The sequence below is a fragment of the Ferrovibrio sp. genome, assembly GCF_965278975.1.
Taxonomy (GTDB): Bacteria; Pseudomonadota; Alphaproteobacteria; order Ferrovibrionales; family Ferrovibrionaceae; genus Ferrovibrio.
The window spans coordinates 1,929,719-1,947,549 of sequence record NZ_OZ257126.1 but is presented as its reverse complement, the minus strand read 5'-3'; the positions used below and the strand labels follow the sequence as shown (position 1 = coordinate 1,947,549).

18 protein-coding genes are annotated in these 17,831 nt (G+C 62.0%); all 18 read right to left on the bottom strand.

Going from position 1 to position 17,831, the window contains the following annotated elements:
• Nucleotides 1-159: 159 nt before the first annotated feature.
• On the bottom strand, nt 160-1,710 hold the full coding sequence (locus ACQY7X_RS09445) for a class I adenylate-forming enzyme family protein (protein ID WP_428249659.1): 1,551 nt from the start codon (nt 1,708-1,710) through the stop codon (nt 160-162).
• Nucleotides 1,711-1,780: 70 nt separating this feature from the next.
• A complete protein-coding gene (locus tag ACQY7X_RS09440) occupies nt 1,781-2,947 on the bottom strand; it encodes an ABC transporter substrate-binding protein (RefSeq protein WP_428249658.1) in 1,167 nt (388 codons plus the stop codon).
• Between the two features lie 226 nt (nt 2,948-3,173).
• Entirely contained in the window at nt 3,174-3,929 is a 756-nt protein-coding gene (locus ACQY7X_RS09435) for an SDR family NAD(P)-dependent oxidoreductase (protein ID WP_428249657.1), read from the bottom strand.
• A complete protein-coding gene (locus ACQY7X_RS09430; RefSeq protein ID WP_428249656.1) occupies nt 3,929-5,458 on the bottom strand; it encodes a class I adenylate-forming enzyme family protein in 1,530 nt (509 codons plus the stop codon). The genes ACQY7X_RS09435 and ACQY7X_RS09430 overlap by 1 nt, the downstream gene beginning before the upstream one ends.
• Nucleotides 5,459-5,494: 36 nt before the next feature.
• Nucleotides 5,495-5,707, bottom strand: coding sequence for an acetyl-CoA carboxylase biotin carboxyl carrier protein subunit (locus ACQY7X_RS09425; RefSeq protein ID WP_428249655.1), 213 nt, complete (start codon nt 5,705-5,707; stop codon nt 5,495-5,497).
• Nucleotides 5,708-5,725: 18 nt separating this feature from the next.
• Nucleotides 5,726-7,252, bottom strand: coding sequence for an acyl-CoA carboxylase subunit beta (locus tag ACQY7X_RS09420; protein ID WP_428249654.1), 1,527 nt, complete (start codon nt 7,250-7,252; stop codon nt 5,726-5,728).
• 32 nt (nt 7,253-7,284) lie between these two features.
• A complete protein-coding gene (locus ACQY7X_RS09415; RefSeq protein WP_428249653.1) occupies nt 7,285-7,998 on the bottom strand; it encodes an ABC transporter ATP-binding protein in 714 nt (237 codons plus the stop codon).
• The gene (locus tag ACQY7X_RS09410) at nt 7,998-8,756 is read right to left on the bottom strand and encodes an ABC transporter ATP-binding protein (protein WP_428249652.1); all 759 of its coding nucleotides are present in this window, start codon (nt 8,754-8,756) and stop codon (nt 7,998-8,000) included. Before ACQY7X_RS09410 ends, ACQY7X_RS09415 begins: the two co-directional genes overlap by 1 nt.
• 4 nt (nt 8,757-8,760) lie before the next feature.
• A complete protein-coding gene (locus ACQY7X_RS09405) occupies nt 8,761-9,714 on the bottom strand; it encodes a branched-chain amino acid ABC transporter permease (protein WP_428249651.1) in 954 nt (317 codons plus the stop codon).
• A gap of 9 nt (nt 9,715-9,723) precedes the next feature.
• On the bottom strand, nt 9,724-10,593 hold the full coding sequence (locus ACQY7X_RS09400; protein WP_428249650.1) for a branched-chain amino acid ABC transporter permease: 870 nt from the start codon (nt 10,591-10,593) through the stop codon (nt 9,724-9,726).
• A gap of 38 nt (nt 10,594-10,631) precedes the next feature.
• Nucleotides 10,632-11,786, bottom strand: a complete 1,155-nt coding sequence (locus tag ACQY7X_RS09395) for an ABC transporter substrate-binding protein (RefSeq protein ID WP_428249649.1) — start codon at nt 11,784-11,786, stop codon at nt 10,632-10,634.
• Between the two features lie 156 nt (nt 11,787-11,942).
• Nucleotides 11,943-12,533 carry a biotin transporter BioY gene (locus ACQY7X_RS09390; protein ID WP_428249648.1) on the bottom strand — a complete coding sequence of 197 codons (591 nt, stop codon included), beginning with the start codon at nt 12,531-12,533 and terminating at the stop codon, nt 11,943-11,945.
• A gap of 7 nt (nt 12,534-12,540) precedes the next feature.
• A complete protein-coding gene (locus ACQY7X_RS09385) occupies nt 12,541-13,632 on the bottom strand; it encodes an alkene reductase (protein WP_428249647.1) in 1,092 nt (363 codons plus the stop codon).
• A 10-nt stretch (nt 13,633-13,642) separates the two neighbouring features.
• Nucleotides 13,643-14,593 carry a hydroxymethylglutaryl-CoA lyase gene (locus ACQY7X_RS09380; protein ID WP_428249646.1) on the bottom strand — a complete coding sequence of 317 codons (951 nt, stop codon included), beginning with the start codon at nt 14,591-14,593 and terminating at the stop codon, nt 13,643-13,645.
• Between the two features lie 24 nt (nt 14,594-14,617).
• Complete coding sequence (locus ACQY7X_RS09375; protein ID WP_428249645.1) at nt 14,618-15,019, bottom strand: cupin domain-containing protein; 402 nt, start codon at nt 15,017-15,019, stop codon at nt 14,618-14,620.
• A 12-nt stretch (nt 15,020-15,031) separates the two neighbouring features.
• Nucleotides 15,032-16,405: an acetyl-CoA carboxylase biotin carboxylase subunit gene (locus ACQY7X_RS09370; protein WP_428249644.1), complete on the bottom strand. Its 1,374-nt coding sequence runs from the start codon at nt 16,403-16,405 to the stop codon at nt 15,032-15,034.
• Nucleotides 16,406-16,491: 86 nt separating this feature from the next.
• Complete coding sequence (locus ACQY7X_RS09365) at nt 16,492-17,298, bottom strand: enoyl-CoA hydratase-related protein (RefSeq protein ID WP_428249643.1); 807 nt, start codon at nt 17,296-17,298, stop codon at nt 16,492-16,494.
• A 7-nt stretch (nt 17,299-17,305) separates the two neighbouring features.
• A complete protein-coding gene (locus ACQY7X_RS09360) occupies nt 17,306-17,740 on the bottom strand; it encodes a hypothetical protein (RefSeq protein WP_428249642.1) in 435 nt (144 codons plus the stop codon).
• Between the last annotated feature and the right edge of the window lie 91 nt (nt 17,741-17,831).

The following is a 17,831-nucleotide window of genomic DNA, read 5'->3' as shown; positions in this document are numbered from 1 at the left end:
GTTCGACCACACCAGCGATCCATTCTAGCTGAGAACCTGGATAATTGTATTATCTTATGCAGCAAATAATACGAAATGTATTCATTGTTGCTTTAAGGCGACAGATATCGTCCTGCCTCGGCACGGGGGCAGGCTGGGCCAGACCGGCTTTCCAGGAACCTAATCCAGTGTGGCCGGCAGCGCGTTCTTGAGTTCGCGTTTCATCACCTTGCCCAGTGCATTGCGCGGGAACTCATCCATCAGCACCACCTTGGCGATGCGCTGGGTCTTGGCCAACCGCTCATTCGCCCAAGCCGCAATCGCCGGCGCCTCTGCCTTGGCAGCATGGCGCGGGATGATGAAGGCGACCGGCGTTTCACCCCAGAGCGGATGCGGCGCACCGATCACCGTGGCCTCCAGAACCTCGGGGCATTGCTGCAGGATGGCCTCGATATCCGAGGGAAAGACGTTGAAGCCGCCAGAAATGATCATGTCCTTCTTGCGGTCGACCACATAGAGATAGCCATCCTCATCCATGCGGCCGATATCGCCGGTGCGGATGAACTCACGGCCATGCTCATCGCGCCAGGTGGCGGCCTCGGTCTGCTCCGGGTTGTTGTGGTAGCCGCGCATCATCCAGCCGCCATAGAAGGCGATCTCGCCCGGCTCGTTGCGCGCCACCTCTCTATCGTCGCCGCCAAGGATGCGGGTATCGAAGCCTGGCGTGGGGCGGCCGACCGAGGCCATGCGCTGCTGCAATTCCTCCGGCGTGATGATGGTGGCGCCGCCTTCCGAGCAGCCATAAAGCTCATGCAGGCAGGGGCCGAAGGCAGCGAATACCTGACGCTTCACCTCCACGCTCATGTTGGAACCGGCGGTGAGGCACATGCGCAGGCTTGAAAGATCGAAATCGCGGAAGCGCGGCTCAGCCATCAGGCGGATGAACTGGGTCGGCACCATGAAAGCATGAGTGATGCGATGCTGCTGCATCAGTTCCAGGCAGGATGACGGCGTGAAGGCCGGCATGATCACGATCTCGCCGCCGGTGAGCAGGGCAGGCCAGAGTGTGATCCAGGTGCCGTTGGAATAGATCGGCGTGGTCAGCAGGCTGCGCGAGGTCGGGCCGAACTTCATCGCGATGGCATAGGTCATGCCCATATGGGCGCGGGCGCGATGGGAATAGACCACGCCCTTGGGCAGGCCGGTGGTGCCGGATGAATAGCTGATATTCATCAGGTCATCCAGATTAAGCGCGATACCCGGCTCCTCGCACGCGGTGTTGCTGAGCAGATCGCGGATCGAGCGGCAGCCGTCCTCGCCCTGGCTGGAGAATATCCCGCCCTTGCCGACATGGGTCAGCGTACCGCGAATGGCGGTTATCACATCGATGAAGCCGGCATCGGTGAACAGGAAGCGGCTGTCGGAATCATTCGCCAGGGTGGCAATCTGCTCCGGGGCCAGCAGCGTGCTGATCGGCACCACGCAGGCACCGTATTTCATCGCGCCGCAAAGCAGCACCAGATACTCGATGGTATTCGACATCACGAAGGCGATGCGCTCGCCCCGCTGCACGCCCAGGCCGGCCAGGGCATGGCAGACCTGATTCATGCGGGCGCCGAATTCGCCCCAGGTGATGCTCTCGGCACCGCAGGTAATCGCGGTTTTGCGCGGTGCCGTACGGGCATGATAGGTCCACATATCGGGCAGTGTGTTCTGCGGGATGTTCAGCATGGTGCATCCTTGAGCGGCAATGAGGCGCGGGCAGCCTCTGCCGCCCGCGCCGGAATGATCGATACAGAAGTTACTCGGCCACCTTCCATTTGCCCTGTTCATGCCGCAGCATGATCAGGGGCTTCGACTCGACACTCAAACCGCCGTGATTATCCGGCGTGAAACGGAACTGGCCATTGGCGCCGGTAACCTGCACTTTCTCGATGGCATCGCGCAGATTATCCCGCGTCACCTTGCCGCTGATCTGCTTCACCGCCTGCTCCAGGATCAGTGCGGCATCAAAGCTATGCTGGGCGAAATTCTCCGGCGCCTCGCCGTATTTCGCCTTGTAGTTCTTGTACAGGCGGTCGACCACTGGCTTGGACGGATCGCTATCCGGCAGGCTATCGGGCACCAGCAGGCGGAAGGATGAGATATAAACGCCCTCGGCTGCCGGACCGAGATTAGCCACCAACTGGTTCGAGGCACCGCCATAGCCGACAATGATCGGCGCCTTGAAGCCTACTGCATGGGCGTTCTTCAGGATCACCGACGGACCCGGCAGGGCGCTCCATACCATCACCGCATCCGGCGCCTTCTGCTGCACGCGCAGCACCTGGGCGGTGATATCCAGATCCTGGCGATTGAATTCCTCCATCGCCACCACATCAATGCCGAAATTGCCGGCGATTGCCTTGAGGATACGTGCGCCCGACTGGCCATAGCCATCCGCCGCGCTCATCATGGCGAGCTTCTTCATGCCCTTGGTCTTGGCGTAGTTCAGCACATGGGAGATTGCCACGCGGTCGACCGGCACCGAGTTGAACACATATTTCAGCGGTGGTGTGACAATGGCCTCGGTGCCGCCATGGGCGATCATCGGTGTGGCCAGTTCATTGGCAATCGGGATTGCCGCCAGGCTTTCGCCGGAACTGGAAGGGCCGAACACCACATCCACCTTGTCGGATTCGACCAGGCGGCGGAGTTGCTGCACCGTCTTGGAGGAATTGCCCTCGGTGTCGTAGACGATCACCTTGACTTCACGGCCACCAAGGCCGCCGGCCTTGTTCCATTCCTCGACGATCATGCGCAATGCACGATCCTCAGGGATTCCCAGAAATGACGCCGAGCCGGTCATCGGATAGATGGCACCGATGGTAATCGGCTGCGCCTGAGCTACCGTACTGAAAAGCGTGCCGCCACCCCACAGGGCAGCCGCCACGGTCAGGGCTTTCAGCCCGTGCATCAGTTTCTTCATGGTCGTTTCCTCCTCGCTGTTGTGTGCCCTCGGCATTATTGCCGGGGCTTTTTTAGGGCCAGGCACCGCCTGACCCGAATGGCATGGCTGACCCGAACGGCATGGCAAACGCCGCCGCTGCCCACAGGCAGCAGCGCCACGCGCCATGTTGATCACATGATAAACGGCTGTTTGTTTTTATAACGGGCAGAACAAGGCGGCTATGCACCCCGTTCCGCATGGCGGGTCAGGCCGCCAGGTATCCGCCATCCACGGGCAGGATCGCACCTGTCACATAGGATGCGGCGGGTGAGCAGAGGAAAAGCGCGGGGCCGATCAGTTCTTCGGCCTCGCCATAGCGGCGCATCGGCACATGGGCCAGCAAGGCACCGAGCTTGGCCGGATCGCCCCGCGTCGCCTCGGTCATCGGCGTAGCGATAACGCCGGGCGCGATGGCATTCACACGAATGCCATTCTCGGCGAATTCATAGGCCATCGCCTTGGTCATCTGCGCCACGCCGCCCTTGGAAGCGGTATAGGCAACCGAATTCGGCGTCGCGACGAAGGACTGGATCGAGCCGACATTGAGGATGCAGCCACGCTGCTGCTTCAACTGCGCCAGGAAGGCGATGCACATGTTGAAGGCGCCGCCGAGATTGACCGACAGGGTCTGCTGCCAGGTGGCAAGCGGATCAATCTCTTCGAGACGGCCCCGCAGCAGAATACCGGCATTGTTCACCAGCACATCGGCGGCACCGAGATCAGCAGCCACCTTCGCCGCTATTACAGCACAAGCCGCCGCATCAGCCACATCGGCCTGATAGGCCCTGGCCTTGCCATCCTCAGCAATAATGCCGGAGGCAACAGTCTCAGCATTGGCCAGGTTCCGGTCAACCACGGCCACAGCCGCGCCGGCGGCGGCAAAGCCACGCACCATGGCGGCACCGTTACCCTGCCCGGCTCCCGTCACCACCACCACCTTGCCGCTGTAATCAAGACGCATCAGGCGGCCTCCAGCATGGCGGCAATACGGTCGCGCAGCTCGCGCTTGATGATCTTGCCGGAATAGTTGATCGGCATTTCCGCGTAAGGAATCAGGATCACGCGCTTCGGCGCCTTGTAGCTGGCCATGTTGGCTTTGGCGAAGGCGATGATCTCGTCAGGTGTTGCCTGCTGGCCATCGCGCAGCACCACAATGGCAGTGACTTCCTCGCCCCATTTCTCGCTCGGCAGGCCAATGATGCCCACTTCGCGTATTGCCGGGTATTTCTGCAGGATGCGCTCCACTTCCTGCGAATAGACGTTGAGGCCGCCAGTCTTCACCATATCCTTCAAGCGGTCCTTGAAATAGACATAGCCATTGGCATCCATCGATCCCATGTCGCCGGTGCGCAGCCAGCCATCATGGAAGGCCGCCGCGGTGGCGTCGGGACGCTTGAAGTAGCCGGCCATCACCGAAGGGCTGCGCACCAGGATTTCACCTGACTCGCCGATATCGGCATCGCTCAGGTCATCGCGGGCGATCTTCACCTCGAAATTGATGAAGGGCCTGCCGATTGAATCCGGCGCGGTCTCATAATCCTCTTCCTTCAGCACGGTAACGATCACACCGGCTTCGGTAAGGCCATACTGATAATAAATCCGCACACCCGGCACCAGAGCATGCATGCGATCACGATCCTTGGCCGACAGGATACCGCCGCCGACATACCAGCGCTTGAAACTCGCCATCTTCTCTGGGGCCGGTTCGGCCGCCAGGCACATCTCGCGCGCCACGGAAGGCGGCGCGAAGCCATTGGTCACCTTGTGGCGGTGGATCATGTCCACCATCTTGGCAGCACTATACTCGGTCATGATCGTGGCCCTGGCACCAAGATAGAGATGCGGCAGCAGCCAGCAATTCAGTGCCGCGGCATGATGCAGCGGCGTCGCCAGGATGGTGTTATCGAATTCGTGCATGCCGGTATCCAGGCTTTCATGCACGGTGTTCCAGAACACACCGGCATTCCTGTGCATCACGCCCTTGGAACGGCCGGTGGTGCCGCCGGTGAACATGATGAGTTGCAGGTCATCATCCTGCGGCCTGATATCCGGCAGCGTGGCGGACTGGCCAGCCAGGATTGCCTTGAGGCCATTCGGCCCGGCGCTGTCATCGATCAGCGCATAGGGCAGTGCATCCATTTCAGCAAGATGCGAGGCATGCAGGTCGGCCGAGGTGATGACGAAGCGGCATTCGGCATCTTCCAGGTTATTGGCGATATCCTGGGCGGTGAGGCGATAATTCAGCGGCACGCAGGTGGCGCGCAACTTGAGGATGGCCAGGTAGGCCACCACCCAGTTGATCGACGACTTGGCCAGCAAAGCCACCTTGTCGCCCGTGCCAATGCCCTGGGAAAGCAGGTAACTCGCCAGTTTCGAAGCCTGGGCATCAAGATCGCGATAGCTGATCTCGCCGGCCTCGTCGATCAACGCGATGCGGTCCGGGAATTTCCGGGCATTACGGGCGACGTGATCCGATACCGAGGTCGTCATGCTGTACTCCTTAATCCGGCCCCAGGCCAACTCGATTCAGGCCAACTCGATCAGCGGCGTGCCTTCATCCACCACCTGGCCTTCCTCGGCCAGGATGCGGCTGATCTTGCCGCGGTTATCGGCTTCCACCGGAATTTCCATCTTCATCGATTCCAGGATCACCACGGTATCGCCGTAGTCAACCTCATCACCAACTACCTTGACGATCTTCCAGATGGTTCCGGCCATGGGGGAGCTGATTTTTTTCATTATCCTAATCCTTATGCATTACACGGGATGCACGGCGCTGCGCTTCTCGAAGGCTTCCGCCTTCTTGAGCGAGTACACGCGGAAGCGGCTGATCAGTTCGCCGCGCAACTCATTGGGGTTGACCACCGCTTCCACCGCCAGGGGATCGGCGGCAGCGGTGTAGACATCGATATCGGCGCCGTATTCCTCGCGCTTCTTCATAATGAAGGCGGCGCGATCTTTCTCCGGCAATTCGGCAATCTGGTTGAAATACATCGCATTGACCGCCGCCTCGGGTCCGACCAGGGCCGGCATGGCAGTGGGCAGCGCCAGCATGGCATCGGGCTGGGTCGGCGCGCCGGACATCGCCAGATAGCCACCGCCATAGGCCTTGCGCACCATCACCGAGATGCGCGGTACAGTGGCTTCGCAGACCGCCGAGAGCAGCTTGGCGCCATGGCGGATGATGCCGGCCTTCTCCACCGCCGAGCCAATCATGTAGCCGCTGATATCCTGCAGGAACAGCAGCGGGACATTGAAGGCATTGCAAAGCCAGATGAAACGCGCCGCCTTGTCGGACGAATCGTTGAACAACACACCGCCCTTGACCTTGGAATTGTTGGCAACGATACCCACCGGCATGCCGCCAAGCCGCACCAGCGAGGTGACCATTTCCTTGGCGAACAGCGCCTTGATCTCCAGCACGCTATCGTCATCCGCCAGCGCCGCGATCAGTTCCTTCACGTCATAGGGCTGATTCTGGTTCACCGGAATGATCTTGGTGATATCCACCAGATTGGCCTTGCCGCTATCGGCCTTGGCCGCCGGCTTCTCGGTCCAGGAACCGGGGAAGAAATCCAGGTAGCGCTTGGCTACCGCGATGGCTTCATCGTCGCTCTGCACCAGGATGTCGCCCAGGCCCGACAGCGTGCAATGCATGCGGGCGCCGCCGAGATCCTCTTCCGAGATATCCTCACCGATCGCCATGCGCGCCATGCGCGGCGAACCGAGATAGGCGGTGGCGGTCTTGTCCACCATGATCACGGCATCGCACAAGGCCGGCACATAGGCGGCACCCGCCGGCGACGGACCGAACAGCACGCAGAGCTGCGGGATGGCGCCAGAGAATTTGACCTGATTGTAGAAGATGTTGCCCCAGGCGCGGCGGCCGAGATAGCAAAGCTTCTGCTCATCAATGCGAGCGCCAGCGGAATCCACCAGATAGACCAGCGGCAGCTTGAGATTAAAGGCCAGTTCCTGGAAGCGGGTGATCTTGAGGAAGGTCTGATAGCCCCAGGTGCCGGCCTTGGTGGTGAAATCATTGGCGATCACCGCGACGCGGCGGCCATTCACCTGGCCGATGGCGGTGACCACCGCATCAGCCGGCACGCCCTTCTGCACACCAGCCAGCAGGCCATCCTCGAATTCGAACGGGCCATCGAAGAAGCGTTCCAGGCGGTCGCGCACGAACAGCTTGCCGGCCAGGATCTTGGCCGCCTTCTCCGAGCCGCTGCCGCCCTTCAATGCCCAGGCGCGCTTGGCTTCCAGCTTTTCATACACGTCCATACTTGCGTCTCCTTGACTCAATCCTTGAGGGCCTAATGGCCAAACACGATGCTCTTGAGGTCCTTGTCGCCCAGCAGGGTGGCGCTATCGCCCTGGTAGCGCATTTCACCAGCGCTCAGGATGATGGCGCGGCTGGCGATATTCAGTGCGATCTTGGCATTCTGCTCCACCAGCAGGATGGTGACGCCGAGATCACGCAGCTTGGCGATTTCACGATAGATTTCACGCACCACCAGCGGCGCCAGACCCATGGAAGGCTCATCCAGCATCAGCAGCTTCGGCTTGCCCATCAGCGCGCGGCCCATGGCCAGCATCTGCTGTTCGCCGCCGGAAAGCGTGCCGGCAAGCTGGTCGCGACGCTCGCGCAGGCGCGGGAAGATCGAGAGCACATGCTCCACCATCTCGGCCTGATCCGTGCCGCGCTGCTTGAAACCGCCGATGCGGATATTCTCCGCCACCGTCATGCCGGCGAATATCTGCCGCCCTTCCGGCACCTGGATCAACCCTTGGGCCACCATCATCTGTGGCTTGGAACGTGGTGCCGGCTGGCCGAGATAGTGGATCTCGCCCTGCACCTTGTCGAGCACGCCGGAAATCGCCTTCAGCAAGGTGGTCTTGCCAGCGCCATTGGGGCCGATCAGACAGACCGTCTCGCCGGGAGAAATCGCAAAGCTGACATCACGGATGGCGCAGAGATTGCCATAATAGGCCGATACATTCTCAAGCCGGAGGATCGGATCGCTCATCACTCCTCGCCTCCGAAATAGGCGGCAATCACCGCTGCGTTGCTGCGGATCGCTGCCGGATCGCCATCGGCGATCACGGTGCCGGCATCCAGCACGAAGATGCGCGACGACACATCCATTACCAGATCGATATCATGCTCGATCAGCACCACGGCCACGCCGCTATCGGCGATCAGCCGCAGCACGCGGCCGAGATCGGCGGTTTCCTGGTTGTTGAGGCCGGCGGCCGGTTCATCCAGCAACAGGTATTTTGGCTCGGTGGCCAGGGCGCGGGCGATCTCTGTGCGGCGCTGTACGCCATAAGGCAGGTCGCCGGCGCGGCGCTCCCAGTAACTCTCCTCGATGCCGAGAAAACGCAGGATCTCGCGTGCCTTGTCCACCGCCGCGCGCTCCTCCGCCCGGGTCGAGGGCAGATGCAGCAGATTGGACAGCAGACTGGCGCGCTGGTGCCGGTAGCGGCCAGTGGTCACCACCTCCAGCACGCTCATGTCGGAAAACATCTGCAGATTCTGGAATGTGCGGGCCAAGCCCATGGCACAGAGCTGATGTGGCCGCGCCCCGGTGGCAGTCTTACCATCCAGCGTGACGCTGCCGGCATCCGGCACGGCGAAACCGGAGATGATATTCATCAGTGTGGTCTTGCCGGCGCCATTGGGGCCGATCACCGCCGTAATGGCGGCGGCCTGGACTTCGATGCTGGCGGCATTGACCGCACGCAGGCCGCCGAAGGATTTGGTGATGTCGCGGGTTTGCAGCATGATTTCAGCTCACCACGCGGCGGCGCAAGCGGCCGATGAAGGTGAATACCGCATCAACCAGGCCGGAGGGCATGTATTTCATGATCAGCACCATGGTGATGCCGAAGATCAGCGTCTTGTAATCCTCGAACTGATCGAACAGCACCGGCAGCACGGTGATGATGAAAGCGCCGACGATGGCGCCCGATACGCGGTTCAGTGAACCGATCACCACCATCATCAGCAATTCGATGGCATAACCGATGCCGAAGGCCGAAGCGTTGAACGAGCGGGCATAATAGGCATAGAGGCCACCGGCCAGACCGGTGAACAGCGCACCAATGGCAAAGACAAACGCCTTGGCGCGCAAGGTATCGATGCCGACGCTGGCCGCAGCCAGCGGCGCCATCTTCATTGCCAGCAGCGAACGGCCCAGCTTGCTGGAAGAAACATTGGTGGCGATGAACACGGTGAGCAGCAGCATCACCCAGGCGGCCCAGAAGAACGAGGCGGTGGACGAGAGATCGAGGCCGAACAGGGTCAGCCGGCCAATATTGATCCCCGGATCCAGGCCACCGGTAAGCGAGCGGACATTGGCGAACAGAATGTAGAGGATGATGCCGAAGGCCAGCGTCGCCATCGCCAGGTAATGATCATGCAGGCGTGACAGCGGCCGGCTGATCAGCCAGCCTGCGGCCATGGCGATCAGCGCGCCGGCAAAGATCGCCAGCACCGGTTCGATCCCGGTCTTGTTGGCAATCACCGCAGCGCCATAGGCGCCAAGGCCAAAGAAAGCCGATTGGCCGAGCGAAATCTGGCCGGCGAAACCCAGCATCATGCACAGGCCGATGGCGGCGATGGCATTGATGATGCCGAATACCAGCATCGACTTGTAGAAGGTGTTGCCGGTGGACAGGCTGAGCACCGGCAGCAGGAGCAGCAGCACGATGGTGAGGATGCGGTCGGTCGCGGGAGACATGGGGCGGCCCTAGAGTTTCTGCGGCAGCTTTTCGCCGATCAAACCCTGCGGCCGCAGCAGCAGGATGACCAACAACAGCGACAGCGTGATGGCATCCTTGTAGATCGAGCTGATATAGCCGGCAGCCACGGCCTCGGCGAGGCCAAGCACCAGACCGCCGATCACGGCACCGACAGGGTTGCCGATGCCGCCGAGAATGGCCGCGGCAAAGCCCTTGATGCCAAGGAAGATGCCGTTGTCGTAGCTGGCGGAGGCAAGCGGTGCGAGCAGGATGCCGGCGGCGCCGCCGAGCAGTCCGGCGACGACGAAGGCAGCCGCCGAAGTGCGGTTGGGCGAGATGCCCATCAGCACCGCGGCATAGCCATTGATCGCCACGGCACGCATGCTGAGGCCAAGCCAAGTGTATTTGAGCACCAGGTAGAGCGCGACCATGAACAGCACCAGGGCGATGACAATCCACAGCGATTGCGGCGCGATGGTGATGCCGCCCATGGCCAGCGGCGGCAGGCCCGGCAAGGCCGGCGGAAACACGGTATTCTTGCCGATCACCACCTGGGCGATGCCCTTGGCGGTGATGCCGAGACCGAGCGTGATCATCACCTGGGCGATGTGGTTTGAACTATCCACACCCTTCACGCCCAGCATGTAGACCAGCCAGCCGAACAGGCAGCAGAGCGCGAGCGACAGACCAGCCGCAGCCAGCACCGGCATCCCCATGCTGAAATGCAGGAAGCCGTAGACCAGGCCACCCGCCATGACGAATTCGCCATGGGCGAAGTTGATCAGCTTCATCGTCGAGAAGACGATGGTGAAGCCGATGGCGATCAAAGCGTAGATCGCCCCCAGGGTCAGACCGGATACCACGATCTGGTAAATCATCGCTCGCGTTCCTTAAGCCGTGACGATGCGTGCTGAACTTATTCGTCCACCATCCATTCGCCGTTCTTGGCCACCAGCAGCACCATCGAATTCGATTCGGCACTCAGGCCATGCTGCTGCGGCGACAGCTTGAAGGTGCCATTACCGCCGGTCACCGTCACCTTTTCCATCGCATCACGAATCTTGTCGCGGGTGATGGGGCCATCGATCTTCTTCACGGCTTCTTCCAGGATCAGCATCGAATCATAGCTATGCGCCACGAAGGTTGCCGGTGCCTCGTTATACTTCGCCTTATAATCGTTGAAGATTTTCACCACGATCGGCTTGGCCGGGTCGCCGTCTTTCAGGGTTTCCGGCGCCAGCAGACGCATCGACGACACGAAAGTGCCTTCGGCATCCTTGCCACCCTGCACCAGCAGGTCGCGGCTGGCAGCGGCGAAGCTGTTATACATCGGCATCTTCATGCCAACAGCAGCAGCGTTCTTCAGGATGATGGTCGGCGCCGGGAAAGCGGACCAGACCAGCGCGGCCTGGGCCTGGGAATTCTTCACGCGCAGCACCTGGGCAGTGATGTCCGGGTCCTGGCGGTTGAATTCCTCATGCTGCACCACGGTGACGCCATATTCCGCCGCCTGCTCCTTCACCACATTGGCGCCCGACTGGCCGAAGCCATCCGCCGCCGTGAGCAGGCCGATCTTGGTGATGCCGCGCTTCTTGAACACGCCAAGCAGATGAGCGGCAACAACGCGGTCGGTCGGCGGGGTGTTGAAGCCATAGGGCGTCGGCGGCACCACCACCTTCTCGGTGCCGGCATGCATGATGATCGGCACCTTGGATTCATTGGCAATCGGCAGCACCAGCAGGCTCTCGCCCGAGCTGGAGGGGCCGAACACGATATGCACCTTGTCGGAATCGATCAGGCGGCGGATCTGCTGCGCCGCCTTGGTGCCGTTGCCTTCGGTGTCATAGACGATGACTTCGACCTTGCGGCCATTGATGCCGCCATTCTTGTTCACTTCCTCGGCGCGCAGACGCAGGCCACGCTCTTCCGGGATACCCAGGAAACTTGCCGGGCCGGACGTTGCATAGACCGCGCCAATCTTGATGGTTTCCTGGGCCATTGCGGGCACCGCGCCGACCAGCAGAGCCACCGCGGCCAGCAAACAGCCACGCAGGGTTTTGGATTGTTTCATCGTTTCCTCCCGATGGTTCACGCAGGCTTTTGCCTGGGTTTCACACAGACCGCAGCCTGATTATATAAACTAACACCTGTTTGTTTAATTTGAGACGCGCGGCGGGTCAAGCAAATTCGCCGCCGCGCATCGGTTTTCTTACGATTTGTGCCGCACTCAGAGGCGGCGCGCGGCGCGCTCCAGACCACGCAGCAGCAGAGCTGCAAGGCCGATTTTCAACGCATCGCCGAGCAGGAAGGGCAACACGCCAAAACTCCAGGCTTTGGCCGCACCGATCTGCAAAGCCAGCCAGCCGGCACCGCAGGCATAGATCAATGCCATGGCGGCGATACCACCAAGCGTCAATGAAAGTACGCGGCGCTCAACCTTGCGTTCAGCCACCCAGCCGATGCAGGCAGCGGCTGCCACGAAACCGAGCAGATAGCCGGCGGTGGGCCCCATCAGATAGGCCGGACCGGCGGCGACACCAGCAAAGACCGGCAAGCCGGCGGCACCCAGGCCGAGATAGCTGATCACCGACGCCGCGCCGGCAACGGGGCCAAGACTGGCACCGACGATCAGCACGGCGAAAGTCTGCATCGTCATCGGCACGGGCCAGAAGGGCACGGCAATCTTGGCCCCGGCGATGAGCAAGGCAACGCCAAGGGCGATACCGAACAGGCGGGTAAGCGCGGCATTGCTGCCACGGGCAAGCACCTGCTGCAACAGCGTGCCCTGAACGGGTGCGATAGCAGTACTGGTCATCATGGTCTCCTCAGATTGGCTGCAAGCGGGGATAGTCGGTATAGCCCTGCGGCCCTTCGGTGTAGAAAGTGGCGCGCTGCGGCTCGGCGAGTGCCAGGCCACGGCGCAAGCGATAGGGCAGGTCCGGGTTGGAAATGAACGGGCGGCCGAAGGCGACGATATCGGCCTGGCCTTCACGCAGGGTCGCCTCGGCGCTGTCATGGGTATAGCCGCCGGCGGCCATCAGCCTGCCCTGGTAGTGCTGGCGCGCGAAACGCACCACGGCCGCGCCGGTGGTCTTGCTCCAGCGGTCACCTGTCACTTCCAAGTTGATGACATGCAGATAGGCCAGCCCGAAGCGGTTCAGGCCGCCGATCGCCGCCGCGAACAGCGCCTCGGGTTCCGGATCATCAACATCGTTGAAGGTACCGAAGGGCGAAAGCCGGACACCAACCCGGTCAGCACCAACCGCCTGACAGACCGCTTCGCAGATCTCGAACAGCAGCCGGCAACGATTCTCGATGCTGCCGCCATAGTGGTCATCGCGCTTGTTCGATGAGGCATGCAGAAACTGGTCAATCAGATAGCCATTGGCGGCATGAATCTCGACGCCATCGAAGCCTGCGGCAAGCGCACGGCGTGCGGCGGCGGCATAATCGGCGGCCAGGCGCGGCATTTCCTCGCTGCGCAAGGCACGCGGCTGCTGGAAATCGCGCACGCCTTGCGGCGTGAAAATCTTGCCCTGGGCGGCAAATGCGGATGGCGCCACCGGCGGCTCCGGTGTGCGGCGATTCTCGGCATGGGAGATGCGCCCGACATGCCAGAGCTGCAACACGATGCGGCCGCCTGCCTTGTGCACGGCATCGGTCACCTGGCGCCAGCCGGCGACCTGGGCGTCGCTGTAGATACCCGGCGTGCGCGGATAGCCTTGGGCTTCCGGCGTGATCTGCGCGGCCTCGGCAATGATCAGGCCGGCATCGGCGCGCTGGGCGTAGTATTCGGCGTTCAGCGCCGTCGCCACATCGTCAGTGCCGGCCCGCGAACGGGTCATCGGCGCCATGGCGATGCGGTTGGGCAGGGTCCAGGCGCCAAGCTGCAACGGTTCGAACAGCAATCCGGTCATCGCTGCTGCCTCAGGCCGACTTGCGATAGCGCGTCAGGCTGCCGCCGCGCATCACCTTGCCCGGCAGCGGATGGCCGACAATGCGTTCCGCCATATGGGCGCACTCGATCAGCTTGTCGATATCGATGCCGGTATCCAGGCCCATCTCATGGCACATGAACACCATATCCTCGGTGCAGATATTGCCCGCCGCGCCCTGATGGCCGGCAAACGGGCAGCCGCCAAGGCCGGCACAGGTGGTATCGAACTGCGCAACACCAAGGCGCATGGCGGCATAGGCATTGCCCAGGCCGGTGCCGCGCGTGTCATGCAGATGCAGCGCCAGCGGCAGATCGGGCCAGCGTTCACGCACCGCGCCGATCACCCGCTCCATCGCCAGCGGCGTGCCCCAGCCGACGGTATCGGCGAGATAGACGCCCTGCAGCTTGATATCGGCTTCCGCCGCCAGATCGAGCACATGGCCAACCATCGCCACCACCTTCTCCGGCGGCACGAAGCCTTCGTAATTGCAGCCGAAGGCGGTCATCACATAGCCCCATTCGACCGGCAGCTTGTGCTCCTTGTAGATCGCGATCCAGCGGCGCTGTTCCGCCAATGTCTGCGCGATATCCATGCCGGTATTCTTGATGCAGAAGGTTTCCGACGCGGTGACTCGGATGGCGCCGACGACATCCACCGGCGTCTGCAACGCGCGCAGCAGACCCTTGGTGTTGAGCCACAGGCCGGTATAGCGCACCCCCGGCTTCTTGCGGATGAAGCGGATCACATCCTCCGCATCGGCCATGCCCGGCACGCGCTGCGGATTGACGAAGGAAACGCAATCGATCTGCTTGATGCCGGTTTCGGCCAGGGCTTCGATGAAGGCCACCTTCTCGGCGGTGGGAATGGTGGCCGACTCGATCTGGAAGCCCTCGCGCGGGCCTTCCTCATGCAGGCGGACAAAACGTGGCAGATCAGACATCGCGGGCCTACTCCGGCTGACGGGTCACACCAGTTCCTTGCCGGCGAGCTCGCCAAGCAGGAACTTGTTGGGCTTGAGGAAGAAGGAAATCACCAGGGCGCCATTGGGCGAACGTGCCAGATGCCGGTTGCCCTTCGGGCGCCAGACATAATCACCGGCCCGCACTTCGCCCTCGTCATCGACGATGCTGCCTTCCAGCACATAGGTCTGCTCGATCTCGACATGCTCATGCAGCGCCAGCGAGGTGCCCGGTTCCCAGCGGAACAGCGCCGTGAGCAGACCGGTATCCTTGTCCTGCAGCAGGATCTTCATGTCGATGCCGGGCGTTGGCGTCGGCTTCCACGGCAGGTCGGCAACCGTGACATAACGCGAAGCCAGCCGCGCCAGCTTCTCTTGATTGGCCAGGAATGGGGTTTCAGCGGCCATGACAATCCTCCCTCAGGCAACCAGTTCGGTCAGGTGTTCTTCTATGAAACGGGTATAGGCGCGGCCGGCGACGGCCTCTGGGTGCGCGATCAGGCGGCGCAGGAAATCGCGGTTGGTGTCGATGCCGGCAATATCGAGCGCCGCCAGTGCCGCATCCAGCCGTGCCAGGGCTTCCTTGCGGTCCGCGCCATGGGCCACGATCTTCATGATCATCGGATCATAGAACGGCGTCACCTTCTGGCCTTCGACATAGCCGCTTTCGATGCGGATGCCGGGCATGGCTTCGAGCCGCAGGCGTTCAATGAGTCCGGGCGCAGGCAGGAAATTCTTCGCCGGACGCTCGGCATAAAGCCGCGCTTCGACGGCATGGCCTTTGGCGGCAATGTTATCCTGCACGAAATCCGGCAAGGTCTGGCCGAGCGCGAGGCGGATCTGCGCCGCCACCAGATCGAAGCCGGTGATTTCCTCGGTCACCGGATGCTCCACCTGGATCCTGGTATTCATTTCCAGGAAATAGAAACGCTCGCTGGCTTCGTCATACAGGAATTCGATGGTGCCGGCGCCGAGATAATCCAGCGAGCGGGCCAGATCGACCGCCGCCTGGGCCATCGCCTGGCGCACCGCCTGCGGCAGATTGGGCGCCGGCGCCTCCTCGATCACTTTCTGGTGCCGGCGCTGGAACGAACATTCACGCTCGAACAGATGCACCGCACCGGCGGCACCAAGGCCGAATACCTGCACTTCGATATGGCGCGCGCGGCCGACATAGCGCTCGAAATACACCGCCTCATTGCCGAAAGCCTTGCCGGCAAGATTGCGTGTCGCCGCCAGGGCCGCGAGCAGGTCAGCCTCACCCGCCACCAGCCGCATGCCGATGCCGCCGCCGCCCGCCGCCGCCTTGATCAGCAGCGGATAGCCGATGCCGCGTGCCAGATGCAGGGCCGCCTCGTCATTCGCCGGCACCTGGTCACTGCCCGGCAATACCGGCACGCCAGCGCCCGCCGCCGTGCGGCGCGCACATTCCTTGTCGCCCATGAGCCGGATCTGCGCCGGGGTCGGGCCGACAAAAGCAATGCCGGCTTCGGCGCAGGCTTCGGCAAAGGCGGCATTCTCGGCCAGGAAGCCATAGCCCGGATGGATCAGCGTAGCGCCATACTCTTTGGCAACCGCAATGATACGGGCAGCATCGAGGTAGCTTTTCTGTGCCTGCGCCGGGCCGATCAGCACGGCTTCATCAGCCAGCGCGACATGCGGCGAAGCCGCGTCGGCCTCGGAATAGACCGCCACACTGCCCAGCCCCAGCGCCCTGGCGGCACGGATCACGCGGCAGGCAATCTCGCCCCGGTTGGCAACGAGAAGTTTCGGTTTTAGCGCGGCGGACGGCATCTTGCGCTGGGCTCCATAAATTAAACTAACAGGTGTTTGTTTCTTTTTATGGCGAGACCCGCTTTCTGTCAAGCGCAAAGCGCTGCTTAGCCGGCCTTTACCCAGGCCGGTTTGCGTTTGCCAAGGAAGCTGTTGATGCCCTCCGCTGCCTCTTCCGAGGACCACATCTCGGCAACCCGGTCGACGGTATAGGAGAAATTCTCCTCATAACCGTGGCGATCGACATAATCGACCAGCCGCTTGGTGGCGGCGATGGCGCCTGGCGCACAGCGCAGGAACAACGCCACCTGGCGACGCACAGCTTCATCCAGCTCGGCTTCCGGCGCCACGTCATGCACCACGCCCATGCTGCGCGCCTTCTCGGCATCGAATACAACGGCATTGAGGAAATGCGCGCGGGCATTGGAGATGCCCATTTTCCGCACCACATAAGGCGATATCATGCTCGGCAGCAGTCCGAGGCTGACTTCCGAAAGGCAGAATTTCGCCGCCGCATTTGCCACCGCGACATCGCAGACCGAGACCAGGCCAAGGCCCCCGCCATAGGCTGGGCCATTAATGCGGCCGACCAGCGGCTTCGACAAAGTATCGAGTTCCCGCAACCACAAGGCCAGTTTGCTTGCCTCGGCGATGCGGGCGGCATGCGGACGGGTTGCCTGACTCTGCTGGTACTTGAAATCCCCGCCGGAGCAGAAGGCAGTGCCGGCGCCGGTGAGCACCAGCACGCGAATCGCCGGATCGCGGTTGACTTCGGCCACTACGGCACGGGCTTCGTCATACATATCGCCATTCATGGCGTTTTTCATCTCGGGCCGGTTCAGCGTCAGGGTTGCCACGCCATCGGCATCCACGGTGAAGGCAATCGTCTGGTAGCTCATCTTTCTCACGCTCATATAGGGATCAGGAGATACGCAACCGTGCCGAACCCGGCAGCATCCAGGGCTGCAGGCTGCGGCGATACAATCCGGCGAAGAAGCGCGTCATGCTTTCCGCATTGCTGGAATCGACCAGGAAACTGCACCGCCACAGCAAGTCAGCTGCCCGACCCGGGCAATAGCGGATTTCAGCGCGATATTGCGCCACCGGCATCGGTGCCGAAATGATGCAATAGCGCAGGTGGTGGGCCGATTGGCCCAGCCGGCGCTCGATGAAACAGGTGCCGCCAGCCTCGCAGATGCGCAACCCGAGCATGCCTCCGCGCCAGCCGAATGCACGGCTGATTCCCGGCAGGCTGCGCTGCGGGCGGTGAAAATCGAACAAGCAATCCAGCGCCTTTGCCCGCTTCGCGAAGCGGAGGCGCACGCTATATTCGATAGTGCGGCGGATCGCGGCCAAGCCACCTCTCCTCTTGTTGATGCAGCTACATCTGCGGGGCGCATACCGGTATGTGAACAGCGGAGCCTACAGACGACGGCTGCCAGCGATT

Excerpts from the sequence above, each read along its gene's own strand:
- ACQY7X_RS09385 (WP_428249647.1), bottom strand. The coding sequence starts at position 13,632 with ATGACCGGATTGCTGTTCGAACCGTTGCAGCTTGGCGCCTGGACCCTG.
- ACQY7X_RS09390 (WP_428249648.1), bottom strand. The coding sequence starts at position 12,533 with ATGATGACCAGTACTGCTATCGCACCCGTTCAGGGCACGCTGTTGCAG.
- ACQY7X_RS09400 (WP_428249650.1), bottom strand. The coding sequence starts at position 10,593 with ATGATTTACCAGATCGTGGTATCCGGTCTGACCCTGGGGGCGATCTAC.
- ACQY7X_RS09430 (WP_428249656.1), bottom strand. The coding sequence starts at position 5,458 with ATGACGACCTCGGTATCGGATCACGTCGCCCGTAATGCCCGGAAATTC.
- ACQY7X_RS09370 (WP_428249644.1), bottom strand. The coding sequence starts at position 16,405 with ATGCCGTCCGCCGCGCTAAAACCGAAACTTCTCGTTGCCAACCGGGGC.
- ACQY7X_RS09440 (WP_428249658.1), bottom strand. The coding sequence starts at position 2,947 with ATGAAGAAACTGATGCACGGGCTGAAAGCCCTGACCGTGGCGGCTGCC.
- ACQY7X_RS09435 (WP_428249657.1), bottom strand. The coding sequence starts at position 3,929 with ATGCGTCTTGATTACAGCGGCAAGGTGGTGGTGGTGACGGGAGCCGGG.
- ACQY7X_RS09405 (WP_428249651.1), bottom strand. The coding sequence starts at position 9,714 with ATGTCTCCCGCGACCGACCGCATCCTCACCATCGTGCTGCTGCTCCTG.
- ACQY7X_RS09375 (WP_428249645.1), bottom strand. The coding sequence starts at position 15,019 with ATGGCCGCTGAAACCCCATTCCTGGCCAATCAAGAGAAGCTGGCGCGG.
- ACQY7X_RS09425 (WP_428249655.1), bottom strand. The coding sequence starts at position 5,707 with ATGAAAAAAATCAGCTCCCCCATGGCCGGAACCATCTGGAAGATCGTC.
- ACQY7X_RS09445 (WP_428249659.1), bottom strand. The coding sequence starts at position 1,710 with ATGCTGAACATCCCGCAGAACACACTGCCCGATATGTGGACCTATCAT.
- ACQY7X_RS09415 (WP_428249653.1), bottom strand. The coding sequence starts at position 7,998 with ATGAGCGATCCGATCCTCCGGCTTGAGAATGTATCGGCCTATTATGGC.
- ACQY7X_RS09365 (WP_428249643.1), bottom strand. The coding sequence starts at position 17,298 with ATGAGCGTGAGAAAGATGAGCTACCAGACGATTGCCTTCACCGTGGAT.
- ACQY7X_RS09420 (WP_428249654.1), bottom strand. The coding sequence starts at position 7,252 with ATGGACGTGTATGAAAAGCTGGAAGCCAAGCGCGCCTGGGCATTGAAG.
- ACQY7X_RS09380 (WP_428249646.1), bottom strand. The coding sequence starts at position 14,593 with ATGTCTGATCTGCCACGTTTTGTCCGCCTGCATGAGGAAGGCCCGCGC.
- ACQY7X_RS09395 (WP_428249649.1), bottom strand. The coding sequence starts at position 11,786 with ATGAAACAATCCAAAACCCTGCGTGGCTGTTTGCTGGCCGCGGTGGCT.
- ACQY7X_RS09410 (WP_428249652.1), bottom strand. The coding sequence starts at position 8,756 with ATGCTGCAAACCCGCGACATCACCAAATCCTTCGGCGGCCTGCGTGCG.